The 16,665-nt window shown below is 74.7% G+C and carries 13 protein-coding genes; all 13 read left to right on the top strand.

The genetic code is table 11. The features are described from left to right. Positions 1-104 precede the first annotated feature (104 nt). The 13 genes from AB0M39_RS28065 to AB0M39_RS28005 are packed head-to-tail and all read left to right on the top strand — an operon-like array spanning position 105 to position 16,485. Positions 105-1,847, top strand: coding sequence for a fatty acyl-AMP ligase (locus tag AB0M39_RS28065; RefSeq protein ID WP_365368711.1), 1,743 nt, complete (start codon positions 105-107; stop codon positions 1,845-1,847). Beyond that, the gene (locus tag AB0M39_RS28060) at positions 1,844-3,694 is read left to right on the top strand and encodes an acyl-CoA dehydrogenase (protein ID WP_365368710.1); all 1,851 of its coding nucleotides are present in this window, start codon (positions 1,844-1,846) and stop codon (positions 3,692-3,694) included. Before AB0M39_RS28065 ends, AB0M39_RS28060 begins: the two co-directional genes overlap by 4 nt. After that, the gene (locus tag AB0M39_RS28055; protein ID WP_365368709.1) at positions 3,688-5,424 is read left to right on the top strand and encodes an acyl-CoA dehydrogenase; all 1,737 of its coding nucleotides are present in this window, start codon (positions 3,688-3,690) and stop codon (positions 5,422-5,424) included. Before AB0M39_RS28060 ends, AB0M39_RS28055 begins: the two co-directional genes overlap by 7 nt. Positions 5,425-5,452: 28 nt before the next feature. Beyond that, positions 5,453-5,782 carry an acyl carrier protein gene (locus AB0M39_RS28050; RefSeq protein ID WP_365368708.1) on the top strand — a complete coding sequence of 110 codons (330 nt, stop codon included), beginning with the start codon at positions 5,453-5,455 and terminating at the stop codon, positions 5,780-5,782. A gap of 2 nt (positions 5,783-5,784) precedes the next feature. Further along, positions 5,785-8,694: a beta-ketoacyl synthase N-terminal-like domain-containing protein gene (locus AB0M39_RS28045; protein ID WP_365368707.1), complete on the top strand. Its 2,910-nt coding sequence runs from the start codon at positions 5,785-5,787 to the stop codon at positions 8,692-8,694. Further along, positions 8,691-9,749: a 3-oxoacyl-ACP synthase III family protein gene (locus AB0M39_RS28040; RefSeq protein ID WP_365368706.1), complete on the top strand. Its 1,059-nt coding sequence runs from the start codon at positions 8,691-8,693 to the stop codon at positions 9,747-9,749. Before AB0M39_RS28045 ends, AB0M39_RS28040 begins: the two co-directional genes overlap by 4 nt. Beyond that, a complete protein-coding gene (locus AB0M39_RS28035) occupies positions 9,746-11,767 on the top strand; it encodes an HAD-IIIC family phosphatase (protein WP_365368705.1) in 2,022 nt (673 codons plus the stop codon). The genes AB0M39_RS28040 and AB0M39_RS28035 overlap by 4 nt, the downstream gene beginning before the upstream one ends. Next, positions 11,746-11,973 (top strand): acyl carrier protein, encoded by a 228-nt coding sequence (locus AB0M39_RS28030; RefSeq protein ID WP_365368704.1) that lies wholly within the window; start codon positions 11,746-11,748, stop codon positions 11,971-11,973. The genes AB0M39_RS28035 and AB0M39_RS28030 overlap by 22 nt, the downstream gene beginning before the upstream one ends. Then, the gene (locus AB0M39_RS28025; protein WP_365368702.1) at positions 11,970-12,842 is read left to right on the top strand and encodes a 2-oxo acid dehydrogenase subunit E2; all 873 of its coding nucleotides are present in this window, start codon (positions 11,970-11,972) and stop codon (positions 12,840-12,842) included. The genes AB0M39_RS28030 and AB0M39_RS28025 overlap by 4 nt, the downstream gene beginning before the upstream one ends. Then, positions 12,805-13,605, top strand: a complete 801-nt coding sequence (locus tag AB0M39_RS28020; protein ID WP_365368701.1) for a 4'-phosphopantetheinyl transferase superfamily protein — start codon at positions 12,805-12,807, stop codon at positions 13,603-13,605. The genes AB0M39_RS28025 and AB0M39_RS28020 overlap by 38 nt, the downstream gene beginning before the upstream one ends. After that, the gene (locus tag AB0M39_RS28015) at positions 13,602-14,933 is read left to right on the top strand and encodes an FAD-dependent monooxygenase (protein ID WP_365368700.1); all 1,332 of its coding nucleotides are present in this window, start codon (positions 13,602-13,604) and stop codon (positions 14,931-14,933) included. Before AB0M39_RS28020 ends, AB0M39_RS28015 begins: the two co-directional genes overlap by 4 nt. Continuing rightward, complete coding sequence (locus AB0M39_RS28010; RefSeq protein WP_365368699.1) at positions 14,930-16,120, top strand: alpha/beta hydrolase; 1,191 nt, start codon at positions 14,930-14,932, stop codon at positions 16,118-16,120. The genes AB0M39_RS28015 and AB0M39_RS28010 overlap by 4 nt, the downstream gene beginning before the upstream one ends. Beyond that, positions 16,117-16,485 (top strand): DUF4260 family protein, encoded by a 369-nt coding sequence (locus AB0M39_RS28005; RefSeq protein WP_365368698.1) that lies wholly within the window; start codon positions 16,117-16,119, stop codon positions 16,483-16,485. Before AB0M39_RS28010 ends, AB0M39_RS28005 begins: the two co-directional genes overlap by 4 nt. The last annotated feature ends 180 nt before the right edge of the window (positions 16,486-16,665 follow it).

Genomic DNA, 16,665 nt, shown 5'->3' with positions numbered 1-16,665 from the left:
CCGCCTTCGAGGCGGCCTTGAGACGGATTTTCCAAGCTCTGGCCATAAGTACCGCGGCGCTGGGGGCGACGATGGCTGCACACCGGAACTTCACCGAACTTTGCTTGGACAGAGCATCGGAACTCGCGGACCGGGAGGCCTACTTCTGTGTTCGCGCCAGTCAGCAGGGGGAGCTGGAGTCCGATGTGCTCAGCTACGGCGAGCTCGGCGAGCGGGCGAAACGGCTGGCCTCCTGGCTTCAGGGCCAGGGCTCGCACGGCCACCGGGTGCTCATCCTGCAGAGCGACGTACGGGAGTTCATGAGCAGCTTCCTGGGCTGTCTGTACGCCGGCGCGGTGGCCGTGCCGGCGCCCGCGCCCGTCGGCTCCCGGCAGAACGTCGAACGGGTCGCGAACATCGTGCGGGACGCCTCGGTGAGCTACATCCTGACCGACGCCTCGACGGCCTCGACCGTCTCGCAGCTGCTGGCCAATATCGGCCACCCGGAGGTCGCGTGCCTGGCCACCGACCGGGCGGACGTCGGCGACCCGCAGGCCTGGCGGGAGCCGGGGCTCTTCCCCGACGACGTGGCGTTCCTCCAGTACACCTCGGGCTCGGTGAGCGACCCCAAGGGCGTCATGGTCACCCACCGCAATCTCCTCGCCAACCAGCGGGCCATCCAGCAGGCGATGCGCACCAGCTCCGACTCCCGGGTCGGCGGCTGGCTGCCGTTCCACCACGACATGGGGCTCGTCGGCCATCTGCTGCACCCGCTGTGGCTGGGCAGCGCGGGCGTGCTGATGCCGCCGATGACGTTCGTGAAGCGGCCGCTGCGCTGGCTCCAGATGGTCGACCAGTACGGCATCACCACGGGCGGCGGGCCCAACCTGGCGTACGACCTGTGCCTGCGGCGGATCAAGGACGACCAGATCGCCGGGCTCGACCTCTCCCGCTGGGAGACGGCCGTCAACGGCGCCGAGCCGGTGCGGGCCGAGACCATGGACGCCTTCGCCGAGCGCTTCGCCCCGGCGGGCTTCCGCAAGGAGGCCTTCTACCCCTGCTACGGGCTCGCCGAGTCCACGCTGCTGGTCGCCGGCAAGGAGCCCGGCCGCCCCGCCCGCACCCGCGAGGTGGACGCCGCCGACCTCGAACGCCATCTGATGCGGCACGCCCCCGCGGGCAGGCCGACCAAGACCCTCGTCAGCTCGGGCCGCCCGCAGAACTGCGACATCGCCATAGTCGACCCGGACAGCCGCAGCAAGCTCCCCTCCGGCACGGTCGGCGAGGTCTGGATACGCGGCGAGAGCGTGGCCCGCGGCTACTGGAACCGGCCCCTGGAGAACGCCCACGCCTTCAAGGGCACGACCAAGGACGGCGACGAGGGCTATCTGCGCACCGGCGACCTCGGCGCGATGGACGGCGACGAGCTGTACATCACCGGCCGGATGAAGGACATCATGATCGTGGCGGGCCGCAACCTCTACCCGCAGGACATCGAGCGCAGCGTCCAACGGGTGAGCGCGCTCTTCGGCTCCAGCGCCGCCTTCGCCGTCGAGTCGGACCGCGACCATGTCGTCGTCGTCCAGGAGGTGCGCACCGGCTCCGGCTTCGAGGCCGAGCTGGCGTCGCTGTCGGCCGCGGTGCGCACCTGCGTCTGCAAGGAGTTCGACGTCGCCGCGGAGAACGTGCTGCTGGTCCGCCCCGGCACCGTGCGCCGCACCACCAGCGGCAAGCTCCAGCGCACCGCCATGCGCCAGCTCTTCCTCGACGGGCGGATCCAGCCGCTGCACGAGGTGCTCCACCCGGAGGTCCGCAGGCTGGTCACCGCCGGGGTATGCCAGCAGGCCCCCGACGGAGCCGGCGGATGACGGCGCTCACCGAGCGGGCCACGGCCGCGCGAGAGGCCGATCCCGTCCTGGGGGCGGCGGACCCGGCCCTGCGCTGGCGGCTGGCCGAACAGCTCGAGACGCGGCTCGGCGACCCCAGCGCCGCCGGGCCGCTCTCCTACGCCCGCGCCGCCGCCGAGGACGCCGCCGAGGAGTTCCCCGCGGCGGCCTGCGAGCTGCTCGGCGAACTCGGCGTCCACCACTACTACATCCCCGCCGAGTACGGCGGCGCGCTCACCGAGTTCCCGCAGCTGCTGGAGATCGTGCGGACCATCGCCCGCCGCGATCTGACCAGCGCGATCGGGCACGGCAAGACCTTCCTCGGCGCGGTCTGCGTCTGGGTCGCGCAGGACTTCGAGGGCGCCGAGCGCCTCGCCTCGCTCGTACGCGCCGGCGAGCCCGTCTCCCTCGGGCTGACCGAGCGCACCCACGGCAGCGACCTGATGGCCGGCGAGGTCGTCGCCGAGCGGGCCCACGGCGGCTACCTCGTCACCGGCGAGAAGTGGCTCATCAACAACGCCACCCGGGGCCGCCTGGTCTGCCTGCTGGCCCGCACCGCCGCCGAGGGCGGCCCACGCGGCTTCAGCCTCTTCCTCGTCGACAAGCACGCCCTGCCGAAGGGCGCCTACCGCACCCTGCCCAAGGTGCGCACCCTCGGCATCCGCGGCGCCGACATCAGCGGCATCGCCTTCGACCGCGCGCCCGTCGACGCGGGCGCTCTGGTCGGCCGCGAGGGCGAGGGCCCCGAGACCGTGCTCAAGGCCCTCCAGATCACCCGCTCGCTGTGCACGGCGCTCTCCCTCGGCGCGGCCGACCACGGGCTGCGCGTCGCCCACGCCTTCGCCGCCGAGCGCGAGCTGTACGGACGCAGGCTCATCGACCTCCCGGCCGCCCGCCGCACCCTGGCCGAGACATACGCCGACGTGCTCGCCATGGAGGCGCTGAGCACGGTCGCCGCCCGCTCCATCCACACCCTGCCCGACGAGCTCAGCGTCACCTCCGCGGTCGCCAAGTACCTGGTGCCGACCGTCGTCGACGACGTGCTGACCCGGCTGCGCGGGGTGCTCGGCGCACGTGCCGTCCTGAGCGACTACTACGCGGACGGACGGTTCCAGAAGCTGGAGCGCGACCATCGGATCGTCGGCATCTTCGACGGCAACACCATGGTCAACCTGTACGCGCTCACCGCCCAGTTCCGCACGCTCGCCCGCTGCCACCCCGTCCGCGACCGCGAGCCCGACGCCCTCGCCGACACCTACTGCTACGCCCGCCCGCTGCCCCGGCTCAGCCCCGGCCAGCTCAGCCTGCTCGCGCGGCGCGGCAGCACCGTGCTGGGATCGCTGCCGACCGCCGCCGAGGTGCTCGGCGCCCAGGCGTCCCGCCGCCCCGAGCTCGCCCGCGCCGCCGCCCTCGCCCGCACCCTCGCGCAGGCCGCCGAGCAGCTGCACACCAGGATGCGGGCCGCACGACCGGTCCCGGGCGGCGCGCCCGTGGAGAGCTTCGACCTCGCCCGCGGCTACAGCCTGTGCTTCGCCGCCGCCTGCTGCCTGGGCGTATGGCAGCACAACCGCCGCCTCGCACACGGCCCCCGCACCGCGGCGCTGTGGAGCTCCGGCCTGTGGCTGGAGGCCGCGCTGGCCCGGCTGGCCGAGCGGCTCGAAGCGGCCGTGCCCGGCGTCACCGGACCGCAGCCGCGCCCGCCCGCCGCCTACGACCCCGACCTGGAGTCGCTGTACGAGCGGCTGCTGGGCCGGCTGACCGAGCAGTACGAGGCGGGAGAGCTGTTCTCCCTGCTCTCCGGCCGTATCGCAGAAGGACCGCCATGCTGAGCCCGAGCCCGGAAGAAGTCCTCGTCCAGCAGCGCGTCGCCGACCTGGAGAGGCGCTTCGGCGACCCCAACGACGCGGCCAACCCGCTGGGCCTCGGCGCGCTGCTCGCCGCCGACGAGCGCGGCGAGCTGCTCGCCGAGGCCGAGGCCGCCCTCGCCGACTTCGGGCTGAACGCGGAGTTCGTGCCGACGGAGCTCGGCGGCAGACTCGACCGCGTCGACACCCTGGGCCGCGTGCTGCGCGGAGTCTTCCGCAGGGACGCCAGCCTCGGCCTCGGCTACGGCGCGACCACCTTCCTCGCCGCCGTCGCCGTATGGGCGGCCGGCACCCCCGAGCAGCAGCGCCGGGTCGCCGAACTGCTGCTGGGCGGCGGCCGGCTGGCCATCGCCTACCACGAGCTCGCCCACGGCAACGACTTCGTGCGCAACGAGTTCCGGGCGACGCCCACCGAGGACGGCTTCACGCTGCACGGCGTCAAGCAGGTCATCAACAACGTCGAACGCGCCGAGGCCCTCGTCCTGTTCAGCCGCACCGAGGACAGCGCCGGCAGCCGCAGCCACTCCGTCCTGCTGGTCGACAAGTCGATCGCGCCCGCCGACCGCTACCGCTATCTGCCGCGGTACGAGACCGTCGGCGTACGCGGCTGCCAGAACGCCGGCGTGGAGTTCGCCGACTGCCCGCTGCCCGCCGACGCGCTGATCGGCAAGCTCGGCGACGGCGTCGAACTGGCCCTGCGCTCCTTCCAGATCACCCGCAGCGTGCTGCCCTCGATGATCCTCGGCGGCGGCGACACCGCCCTGCGGACCGCCGTCGGCTTCGCCCTGGACCGCAAGCTCTACCACCGGTCCGTGCTGGAGATCCCGCACGCCCGCGCCACCATCGTCGGCGCGTTCACCGACCTGCTGATCAGCGACTGCCTGGCGCTGACCGCCACCCGGGCCGTGCACCTGGTCCCGGACGCCACCAGCGTGTACGCCGCCGCCGTGAAGTACCTGCTGCCCAAACTGCTCACCGAGACCGCCTACGACCTGTCCATCGTGCTCGGCGCGAACTTCTACGTACGCGACGGGGCCTACGGCGCCTTCCAGAAGCACGTCCGCGATCTGCCCATGATCAGCCTCGGGCACGCCGGGACCGCCGCCTGCCAGGCGACGATCGTCCCCCAGCTGCCGCGGCTCGCCCGCACCGCCTGGCTCTCCGGGAAGGCCGCGCCCGAGGGGCTGTTCCGGGTGCGCGACCCCCTGCCGCCGCTCGACCCGGACCGGCTGGTGCTGGTCGCCGGGAGCGACGCGCTGATCGACTCCCTGGACGGCGCGGCCGAGGCCGTCGCGGCCATGGCGCGGGCCGGCGAGTACGCCGAGTCGCTCGCCGCCCTGGCCGCCGCTCTCCAGGAGGAGCTGGCGAGCCTGACGGCCGAGTGCCGGGCCATGTCCCCCAAGGACCGCACGGTCCTGGCGAGCCCCAAGGCGTACGCCCTGGCCGACCGGTACACCCTGCTGCTGGCGGGCGCGGCCTGCCTGGGCGTGTGGCGGCGCCAGGAGCCCGAGGACGACCCGTTCCTCGCCTCGCCCGCCTGGCTCGCCGCCGCGCTGACCCGGCTGGTGAAGCGGCTCGGCCACCCCCTCCCCAAGCTCCCGGACGGCTGGCAGGACCAGCTGCTCGACGAGGTGCTGAACCGCTACCACGAAGCCCGCAGCTACGACCTGTACGACACCCCGATCGCCGGCTGACCGCAGACACGTTGTTGAGGAGCATCAGATGGCGCTGCATTCCACCGGGAGCGACGCCCCGGGCCCCTGGTCGACCAAGCCTGTGGCCGAGTTCGACGAACGCGACTTCCGCACCTGGCTGATCACCCGGCTGAGCGAGTACCTCCAGCGCCCGGCCGACGAGATCGGGCCGCGCACCCCCTTCGCGGAGTACGGGCTGGACTCGGTGGCGGCGCTCAGCCTGTACGGCGACATCGAGGAGGAGTTCGGGCTCTTCCTCGAGCCCACCGTCGCCTGGGACCACCCCACGGCCGACGATCTCGCACGCCACCTCGCCGACGAGTTCGCCAAGGCCGGCGGCGGGCATCGGGAGGTGTGACCATGGGCCGTCCAACAGGCCCGTTCAGCCGGCCGGTCGCGGTGGTGGGACTGGACTGCAGATTCCCCGGCGCGCCCGATCCGAACGCGTACTGGAGGCTGCTGACGAGCGGGACGCCCGCCGTCGGCGAACGCCCCGCGTCCCGCGGACGCTGCGCCGTGCCCGGCGGCTTCCTGACCGACGCCGACGCGTTCGACCGCTCCTTCTTCGCCGTGCCCGCCGCCGAGGCGAAGGCCATGGACCCGCAGCAGCGGCTGCTGCTCGAATGCGCCTGGCGGGCCGTCGAGGACGCCGGGATCTGCCCCTCCCGGCTCGCGGGCGGCTCGGTCGGCGTGTACGCGGGCTCCATGTCCGACGACTGGATGCGTCTGAGCGTCGCATCGCCCGACGGGGTGACCCCGCGCACCGGCACCGGCAGCGGCCGCTCCATGCTCGCCAACCGCGTCTCCTACCAGCTCGATCTGCGCGGGCCCAGCATCACCGTGGACACCGCCTGCTCCTCCGCGCTCGTCGCCGTGCACCTGGCCTGCACCGCGCTGCGCGCCGGCGAGTGCGACCTCGCGCTCGCCGGCGGCGTCAACATCGTGCTCGGCCCGGTGCTCGACGAGATCTACGCCCAGGCCGGGCTCGCCGCCCCCGACGGACGGTGCAAGCCCTTCTCCGCCGCGGCCGACGGCATCGGCCGCGGCGAGGGCGTGGGCGTGGTGGCGCTGCGCCTGCTCCAGGACGCGGTCCGCGACGGCGACCGGATCCTCGCCGTGGTCCACGGCAGCGCGGTCAACCAGGACGGCCGCAGCAACGGCATCATGGCCCCGCACCGCGCGGCCCAGCGCGACGTCGTCGCAGCAGCCTGCCGCCGGGCCGGCGTCAGCCCGCACGACATCCTCTTCGTCGAGGCCCACGGCACCGGCACCCCGCTCGGCGACCAGATCGAGGCACTCGCGCTGGCCGACGTGTTCCGCGACAGCCAGGGGCAGCGCGGACGGCCGCTGGCCGTCGGCGCGGTCAAGGGCCTGATCGGGCACACCGAGGGCGCGGCCGGCATGGCCGGACTGGTCAAGACCGTGCTGGCGCTCCACCACGGAACCGTCCCGGCCAACCCCCTGCTCGGCGAGGAGAACCCGCGGCTCGGGCTCGCCCGGCGCGGCATGGAGCTGATCGCCGAGCCGCTGCCGCTGCCCGAGGAGGGCTGCCGCGCGGGAGTCTCCAGCTTCGGCATGGGGGGCACGAACGCCCATGTGGTGCTGGGACGCGCCCCGTCCGAGCCGCCCGCGGCCCCGCCCGCCGAACCCGGCCCCGCCGTCGGGGTGTTCACCCTGTCCGCGGACACCCCCACCGCCCTGCGGCGCAATCTGCGGATCCAGGCCGTGGACGCGGCCGGGCGCGGCCGCGAGGAGCTCGCCCGGCTCTGCTGGACCAGCAACCGCGCCCGCGCGGCCCTGCCGTACCGCTTCGCCGCCGCCGTCGACTCGCCCGAGGAGCTGGCCTCGCGGCTGTTCGCCGGCGCCGAGCTGGAGACCGCGTACGCCGAGGGCGCCGAAGAGCCGGTGGTGGCCTTCGCGTTCACCGGCCAGGGCTCCCAGTACCCGCGGATGACCGCCGGCCTGTACGAGCGCTCCGCCGTCTACCGGACCTTCCTCGACGAGGCGTCCAAGGCGCTCCAGCCGTACACCGTCACCCCGGTGCACGAGACGATCCTGGCCGGCGACCCGGTCGTGCACCGCACCGGCGCCACCCAGCCCGCCCTGTTCGCCGTCCAGTACGCCCTGGCCCGCACCCTCATGGAGCTGGGCGTGCGCCCCGCCGCCGTCGTCGGGCACAGCATCGGCGAGTTCGCGGCGGCCGTCGTCGCCGAGGCGCTGGACCTCGCGGACGCGGCACGGCTCGTCGCCGTGCGCGGCGCCTATATGCAGCAGCTGCCCGAAGGCGGCGGCATGCTGGCCACCCGGGCCCGCCCCGCCGAGGCCGCCGCGCTCGTCGCCGACGAGCCGTCCGTCGGCGTCGGCGCGCTCAACGGCCCCGGCGCCACCGTCCTGTCGGGCGGCCTCGACGCCCTGGGACGCATCCGCGCCCGGCTCGAGGAGCGCGGCCTGGCCTGCACGCCGCTGAAGGTCTCGCACGCCTTCCACTCGCCGCTGATGGCGCCCATGCTGGGCCGCTTCGAGCGGGTCGCGGCACGGATACCCGGCGGCCGGCCGCGGCTGCCGTTCCACTCGACCGTGCGCGGGCGGCTGCTGGGCCCCGGCGAGGAGCTGGACGCCGCCTACTGGACGGAGCACGTCTCGGCGACCGTCCGGTTCGAGCAGGCCGTCGCCTCGCTCTGCGAGCGCCCGCCCACCCATATCGTCGAGATCGGCCCCAAGCCGGTGCTGAGCGCTCTGATCCGGCGCATCGGCGCCGCCCGCGACGTCCCCGCGCTCGGCGTCTGCCGCACCGAGGACTCGGGCCCGCGCGAGCTGGGGGAGCTCCTCGCCCGGCTGCACCAGGACGGGCTCGACCCGGCCTGGGACGTCTTCTACCCGGACGCGGCCAAACGGGCCGTACGGCTGCCCGCCCATGTCTTCTCCACCGAGTGGCGCTCCTGGCACGAGCAGCTCGCGGCGGCGGGCACACAGCCGCAGCGCCGCCCCGCCGCCGCCCGCCCGGCCGGTCCCGACCGGGTGCGCCAAGGGGTGCGGGAGGCCGTCGCCATGGTCAGGGGAGGCCGCCACGACGAGCTCGACGACGCGCTGCGCTTCTACGACGACCTCGGCTTCGACTCCGTGATGCTCATGGAGCTCAAGTACCGGCTGGAGGTCCGCTTCCCCGAGGTCGGCGAGCTGTCCATGCCCGAGATGCTCTCCAGCCTCGTCAGCGTCGAGTCGCTGATCGGGTACCTCGCGGAGCAGCTGAACGCCGCGGTGGCCCGGTGAGCTGGCCCGCGGGCCGCGGCGGCGTCGGCATCGCCGGGGTGGGCACCGCGCTGCCCGGCGACCCCGTCGACAACGCCGCGCTCTCCAGACGCCTGGGGATCGCCCCGGAGTGGGTGGAGGCGTTCATCGGCACCAGGACCCGGCACTTCGCCGTCGACCTCGAAGGCGGCGCGGTCCGCTGGGCCCTGGAGGACCTGTGCGCCGACGCGGCCGACCGCGCGCTCGCCGACGCCGGGGCCGACCCCGACGACGTGGCGTTCATCGTCGTGGCGACCGCCACCCCCGACGCCCTGATGCCGACCACCGCGGCGCTGGTCGCCGACCGGCTCGGCATCGACCAGGTGCCCGTCTACCAGCTTCAGTCCGGCTGCTCGGGATCCGTGCAGGCGCTGGCGCTGGCCGGCGCGCTGCTCGCCGGCGGGAGCCGAGAAAAGCGCGGCCAGAAGCCCGTGGGCCTGGTCGTCGGCGGCGACGTGTGCAGCAAACACCTCGACCTGCGCCAGGACTTCCGCGAGCTGCCGGCCACACAGCTGGTCAACTATGTGCTCTTCGGCGACGGCGCGGGCGCCGTCGCCCTCACCCGCGCCCCCGAGGCCGCCCGCGCCCGCCTGGTGCGCGCCGAGCACTGGCTCAGCGGCCTGGGCCGGGCGCCGGGCCAGCGCGTCGAGTGGTTCGGGCAGGCCGACCGCCACAGCGACCGGCCCGCCGTCGTCGAGGACTACAAGTCCGTCGAGTCCCTGGTGCCCGTGATGGCCCGGGAAGTGCTCGACTGGCTGCTCGACGCGCTGGACTGGCCCGCCGCCTCGCTCGGGCACGTCCTGCCGCCCCAGCTCAGCGGGCGGATGACCGAGCGCATCACGAGGGGTCTGCGGCAGGGCCTCGAGTGGGAGGAGGTCTCCTGTGTGGCGGAGACCGGAAACAACGGGAACGCGCTGGTCTTCCACCAGCTGGAGCGGCTGCTGCCCCGGCTGGCGGCAGGAGACCGCGCGGTCGGCATAGCCATCGAGTCCAGCAAATGGATCAAGGCGGGCTTCGCAGTGGAGGCGACCGGATGAGCGCGCGAGGCGAAGCACAGCGGGAGCTGCGCGCCCTGCACCGCCAGGGCGCGCTCGTCGACGCGTATCCGCGGATCGCCGGCCTGCTCGCCCGGCTCGACGAGGAGCAACTCGACGACGCGGGCCGGCTGCTGGCGCGGATCGACCCGGCCGAGGTGCTCGCCGCCCACCCCGGCGTCCCCGCGGTACGGATCGCGGTGACCGGCCGCTCGACGACGGCCGGTCTGCTGCCCGCGCTCACCGCCCGCACCGCCCGGCACGGGCTGCTGCTGATCCCGTACGCGGCCGGCAGCGGCGGCTACGTCCAGGACCTGGCCGACCCGGCGTCCGCGCTCTACGCCCACCGGCCCGACCTCACCCTGTGCGTACTGGACCCGCTGACTGTCTGGGACCGGATCCGGCCCCCCTGGCAGCCGTACGACGTGGCGCTGGAGGCCGAGCGCCAGCGGCTGCTGCTCGCCGAGCTGGTCGGCGTCCACGCGAGCCGCGCGCCGGCCGGCGCCTGCATCGCCTTGAACACCGTGCCGCTGCTGCGACGCTTCACCCACCAGCTGACCGGGCTGGCGCAGCGCGCCGAACTGGGCGCGGTCTGGCGGGAGTTCAACGCCAACCTGCTGCGGATGCACGAACCCGCCGGCTCGGCGGCCGTGCTCGACCTGGAGCCGCTGACCTCGGCCGGGGTGCGCGCCGACGACCCCCGCCTGGGCGCGTACGCCGACGCCCACTGCACCGCCGAGCTGCTCGCCGGATACGCCCGCGAGGCCGTCCACCTGGTCCGCGCCCAGCGCGGCGAAGCCAAGAAGTGCCTGGTCCTGGACCTCGACGGCACCCTGTGGGACGGGATACTCGCCGAGGACGGGCCCGAGCGGGTGCGGGCCGCCGACTCGCTGCGGGCGGGCGCCTTCGCGGGCTTCCGGCGGACCGTCGAGCAGCTCGCCTCCCAGGGCGTGCTCCTCGCGGTGTGCAGCAAGAACGATCCGGCGCCGGTCGCCCGCGCGCTGGCCGCCCACCCCGACTGGCCGCTCAGCGCGGACGACTTCGTCGCCGTCCACGCCGACTGGGGCTCCAAGGCCGACGGCGTGCGGGCCGTCGCCGCGGGCCTGGGCATCGCGCCGTCCGCCGTGGTCTTCGCCGACGACAGCGCCTTCGAACGGGAGGTCGTACGGGCCGGAGTCCCCGGCGCGGCCGTCGTCCCCCTGGACGGCGAGCCGGCCCACCACGCCGAACGGCTGCTGGCCGACGGCTGGTTCGACGTCCTCGCCGTCACCGACGAGGACCGCGTACGCGCCGCGCGCTACCGGGAGCGGGAGCGGCGCGAGGGGCAGCGGGCCGGCGCGAAGGACTACGAGAGCTTCCTGCGGAGCCTGGACATCCGGGTCGACGTGGGACCCGCGCAGAGCCATGAGACCGCCAGGATCGCCCAGCTGAGCCTGCGCACCAATCGGTTCAACCTCACCGGAGCGCGGCTGACCGTCGCGCAGATCCAGCGCCTGGGACGCGACCCGGACGCGCTGGTGCTGGCGGTGCGGGCCGCCGACCGGTTCGGGGACGACGGCGTGGTCGGCGCGGTGCTCGGCCGCAGGGACGGCGCCGGGCTGCACCTGGAGAACATGGTCGTCAGCTGCCGGGTGCTGGGCCGGGGCATCGAGGACGCCGTGCTGGCCGGACTGCTGCGCGCCGCCCGCGAGGCCGAACTGCCCGCCGTGCACGCCCTGTTCCGGCCGAGCGAGGCGAACGAGGCGCAGCGCGGGTTCTACCCGGCGCACGGCTTCGAGGCCGCGGCCGGGCAGGGCGGACCCGGCGGCGGGCACCAGGGCGGCGAAGAAGACAGCGAAGAAGGCGGCGCAGAGGGCAGCGCGGAACGCGGCGCGACCCGCTGCCGGCACGCCCTCGCGGACCTGCCGCCCGTCCCCGACCACGTACGGCTGACGCTCAGCCTTGCGCAACCCCAGGCCCACCAGGCCCGACCGGCCGACCAGGCCGAGGAGGTGGAGGAATGCACACCGTCGTCGATCTGATCTCACTCGCCAACGAGCACCTGGGCACCGACCTGGCCCCGCAGGACGCCGGACGCGAGCTGACCGAGCTGCCCTGCTGGGACTCGGTCCATCTGCTGCGGCTGGTCTCCCTGCTGGAGAGGGAGCTGGGCCGCCCGGTGCCCGTCGCCGACGTGCTCGAAGCACGCAGTCTCAGCGAGATCTGGACCGCAGCGGTGGGGACATGAGCGTCTCCGCCGACCGCGCCAGGCGGCACACCCGCTACTTCCTCAACTGGGCGCGCTCGGCGGCCCCCGTCCACCTGGGCGCGGACGTCGACATGACCCGCGTCGAGGAGCACCGGGCCGCCGAGCGCGCGCGGGAGGAGGCCGGGGCGGGCGGGCGCAGGCTCTCGGTGGTGACCTATCTGCTGTACGCCGCCGGACGGGTGCTCGCCCGGCATCCCGAGGCGCTCGCGCTGGCCCGGGGCGGCCTGTGGCCGCGCACCGTGCCGCTGGGGGACGTCGCCGCCAAGCTCGCCCTGGACCGCACGAGCGCGGACGGCGAGCGGGTGGTGCTGACGGCCGTGCTGCCGCGCATGGACACGGCGACGCTGACGCAGATCCAGGACGCGGTGGACCTGTGCCGCGGCGGCGAGGCGGGCCGGCTCCCCGGCGCCGCGGCCGTGCGCCTGCTCAATCAACTGCCGCCGCCCCTGGGGGAGCTGGCCTTCCGGCTCGGCGTGCGCAGCCCGCGGGCCAGGGCCCAGCGGCTGGGCGCGTTCGCGGTCAGCTCCCTGGGACACCGCGCCGTCGACGTCTTCCACTCCTACGGCGGCACGGCGCTCACCTTCTGCGCGGGGCGGGTGGCCGACCGGGCCGTCGTCCGCGACGGCGGGCGCCTCGCGGCGGCGCCGGTCATGCGCCTGGGACTGACCTTCGATCACAGAGTGCTCGACGGAGCTGCCGCGGCAGACGTACTCGACGGAGTGGTGAAGCAGCTGGAGGGCTGGCATGGCGATCTTTCCGGGACCCGTGGCGAACCCCGCGACGGAGCAGGGATTCGCCCGACCCGTACGGGTGACCGGCCCCGAGGGCCCCTGGGAACGAGTCCGTGACGCGGTACGGGAGTACGGCAGCGTCGTCGTCCACGCCCAGCTCGACGACTGGCTGCCGCCCGACCTGGACGCGCCGGAGCTGCGCCCGCTGCTGGGCCGCGACTACGCCCGCTTCTCCGCCATGACGCACTACCAGATCCGCTCCCGCTTCGTGGCGTCCAGGCTGCTGCTCAAGCACGTCGCCTGCGCGATCATCGAGGCGTCCCCGCAGAGCGTCGAACTCGCCTACAAGCCAGGCGGACGCCCCTATCTGCGCGGCCTCGACCAGATCGACATCAGCCTCAGCCACACCGACACGCTGCTGCTGGTCGGGCTGACCCGCAAGGGCTGGATCGGCGTCGACGCGGAGCTGCACGACCGGCCGATGCTAGGGCTCGGCACCGAGAACCAGGTGTGCACCCCGCACGAGCGCCAGGCCCTGGAGCAGATCGCCGACGAGCGGCGCAACGGCGCGCTGGTGCGGCTGTGGACGCTGAAGGAGGCGTACAGCAAGGCGATCGGGCAGGGCATGCGGTTCCGCTTCACCGAGTTCGGCTTCGGACCGCAGGACCGCAGAGTGCAGGTCCTCAGACCGGACGGATCGCGCGGGACCGGCGACGAGTGGACCTTCCACACCTGCCTGGTGGACCGCCGGTACACGGTGAGCGTGGCGCTGTTCGACGCGGGCTTCGGCGACACGAGCGACACCGCGGCCTCCACCATGCTCGACGCCGGCCTGATGGAGGCGCTGGCCGACACCGCGGGGGAGGAGGCGGCGCTATGACCGCGCCCCAGGCGAACAAGCCGAAGACGAACGAGCCCAAGACGAACGAGCCGATGCAGAACGAGCCCAAGACGAACGAGCCGATCACGACAGAGGTGTGCGTGGTCGGCGGCGGCCCCGGCGGCCGGGCGCTGGCCCTGGCCCTGACCCGGCTGGGACGCCGGGTCGTCCTGCTGGAGCAGCGAGCCGGCGGCGCCCGCGCCTTCCGCGGCGAGTCCCTCTCGCCCGACGGGGTGCGGCTGCTGGCCGGGCTCGGCGTCCTGGAGCGGGTGCGCGAGCACGCCCACGAGGTCCACCGGCTGGAGATCGCCGACGGGGGAGCGCGCGTACTGGACGTACGCTTCGACGCCTTCCCCTACGCCTACCGCCGGCCCGTCGAGCTCGCCCAGCCCGTGCTGCTCGCCGCGCTGGCCGAGGCCGCCGACGAGCACGGCGGCTGCACGGTCCTCGAACCCGCGTCGGCCGTCGGACTGCTGGCGGACGGGCCGATGATCCGCGGGGTGCGCGCCAAGACCCCCGGCGGGATCGTCGAGATCCGGGCCCAGGCGACCGTCGGCGCGGACGGCCGCTACAGTTCGGTGCGCCGGCTGTCGGGCCTCGAGCGCGGCGCCCGGCGCACCCCGCTGGAGCGGGACGTGGTCTGGATGAAGCTGCCCTTCCCGGCGGCCTGGGACCGGCGCGCCTACCGGGTGCGGATCAGCTCCGGGCGCCACGGGCTCTTCCTGCCGAGCACGGACGGCACGGTCCGGGTCGGCCTCAACATCCCCAAGGGCTCTCTGCGCGAGCTGCGTTCGGCGGGCCTGAACGCGCTGCACGACCGGCTCGTCGAGCTCGCCCCCGAGCTGGCGCAGGAGGCGGCCGAGGGGGTGACGAGCTGGTCCGACACCACACTGCTGGACATCTTCACCACCGACGTACGGCGCTGGTCGGCCCCCGGGGTCGTCCTGATCGGCGACGCCGCGCACACCCTGTCGCCCATCCTCGGCCAAGGCGTCAACCACGCGCTGGCCGACGCGGCGGCCCTCGCCCCGCTGCTCGCCGGCGCGCTGGCGACGCCCCGCGGTGGCCGGCCCGCCGCGCTGGCCGAGGCGGTGCACGCCTTCCAACGGGAGCGGGAGGCAGCGGTACGGCGCTCGCGTGGGCTCCAGCTGCGCCAGGAGAGGATGTTCACGCTCGCCTCGCCGCCCGCGGCGGCCCTGCGGCGCACCGTCTACCGCGCGCTCAACGCCAGCCCGGCGCTCCAGCGCAAGGTGCTCGCGCCCGCGTACTTCCCCGGTCAGGTCCCCGCCCCGGCCGCGGCCCCCGCACGGACGGAGCAGCGGACATGAGCGGAGCGGATGCGAGCGGAGCGGATATGAGCGGTGCCCAGGCGAACGGAGCGGATACGGACGGAGCGGCGGAGGCGGCCCGGCTGCCCGCCGTGGAGGAGCTGCGCCGCTACGCGCGGCTGCACGCCCGCGCCCAGGGCATCGCCCCCGACCGCTGCCGGCAGCTGCTCGCGGCGGTGGGGACCTCGGACGGGCCCGGACGCGACTCCTGGCCCCTGGTGTGGAGCCGGGCCGGCGACGGCCTCGCCGGGCGCGGCCGTCATCTGGAGGCCTGCCGCCACTACGGGCTCGCCCGGTTCCCCTTCGCCGCCGACGACGACGCGCTGCGCCGCCGGGCCGGGCAGCGGTGCGTGGAGACCTTCGACCGCTGGCGGCGCGAGCAGAAGGGCGTCGAGCGACTGGAGATCGCCCTGCCCGAAGGAGAGTTCGCCTGCTGGACGGCCGGGCTGTCGTCCCGGTCGCCGAGGCCGCTGATCGTCGTCATGGGCGGCATCGTCAGCGTCAAGGAGCAGTGGGCCCCGATCCTCGCCCGCGCCGACGCGCTGGGCGTCGCGCTGGCGGTGACCGAGCTGCCCGGCGTCGGCGAGAACGCGCTGCCCTACCGCGCGGACAGCCACCGCATGCTCAGCGCGGTGCTGGACGCGCTCACCGGCCGCGCGGACACCGCCCGCTCCTTCGCCGTGGCCCTCAGCTTCGGCGGCCATCTGGCGCTGCGGGCGGCCCTCGCCGACGACCGCGTACGGGGCGTGGCCACCGTGGGCGCCCCGGTGCGGCACTTCTTCCTCGACCGCGACTGGCAGCGCCGGGTGCCGGCGACGACCGTGCTCACCCTGGCGCATCTGATCGGCTGCGCGCCGGCGGACGTCTTCGAGACCGTCCGCTCATGGGCGCTGAGCGAGCAGGAGCTGAGGAGGCTGCACATCCCGGTGACGTACGCGGCGGCGCTCCGCGACGACATCGTGCCGCTCACCGAGCCGGCGGAACTCCTCCGCGACCCGGCCGCACGCCGCCGGCTGCTGCTCCTGGACGACGAGCACGGCGCGCCGAGCGAGCTCCCGAGGGTCCGCACGGCCCTGCTGCGCGCCGCGCTGCGCACCACGGGAGCGCACCCGCTGCGCAGGGGCCTGCTCGGCGCGGTCGGCGGCGCGCAGGCGCTGCTCAGCCGGGCGGGACGGGTGAGCGCGTGAAGGGCTGGACCTACCGCCACCCCGTCGGGCGCGCCGTCAGCGGAGCGGTCGGCCTGCTGGCGCTCGGAGCGGGCGCCCGGGTCGGCGGCAGGCGCAGCCGTGCGCTGTGGACCGCCGCCGTCCTGCCCGACGTCGCCCTGCTGTACGGCATCTCGGCCGCGCCCGCGTTCGAGCGGCTGCCCGCCTACGCGGTGCGGCCCTACAACGTGCTGCACTCGCCCGCCGTGCCCGTCGCCCTGTTCGCCCTCGCCGCCGTCGCCGGCAGCAGGCGCACGGCCGTCGCGGGCCTCGGCTGGCTCGGCCATATCGCCGTCGACCGCGCCTTCGGGTACGGGCCGCGCCGGCCGGACGGGCTGCGGTACTGAGCCGGCGGGCCCAACAGGCCTCGGATCAGGTCTGGTTCAGGTCCCCTGGCCCCGAAAGGCGTGGGATCCCCGGTCCCCGTAGCGCGTCGGGTCTTCGACCCCCGTACGGCACTCAGCTCCGGGTCAACAGCCCCCGTAAGGCGTGGGGTCCCCGGTCACCCGTAGCGCGTCGGGTCTTCG

It is taken from the genome of Streptomyces sp. NPDC051907 (assembly GCF_040681075.1).
Classification (GTDB): domain Bacteria; phylum Actinomycetota; class Actinomycetes; order Streptomycetales; family Streptomycetaceae; genus Streptomyces.
The sequence above is the reverse complement of the archived record's forward strand: the minus strand, read 5'-3'. Positions and strand labels throughout refer to the sequence as shown.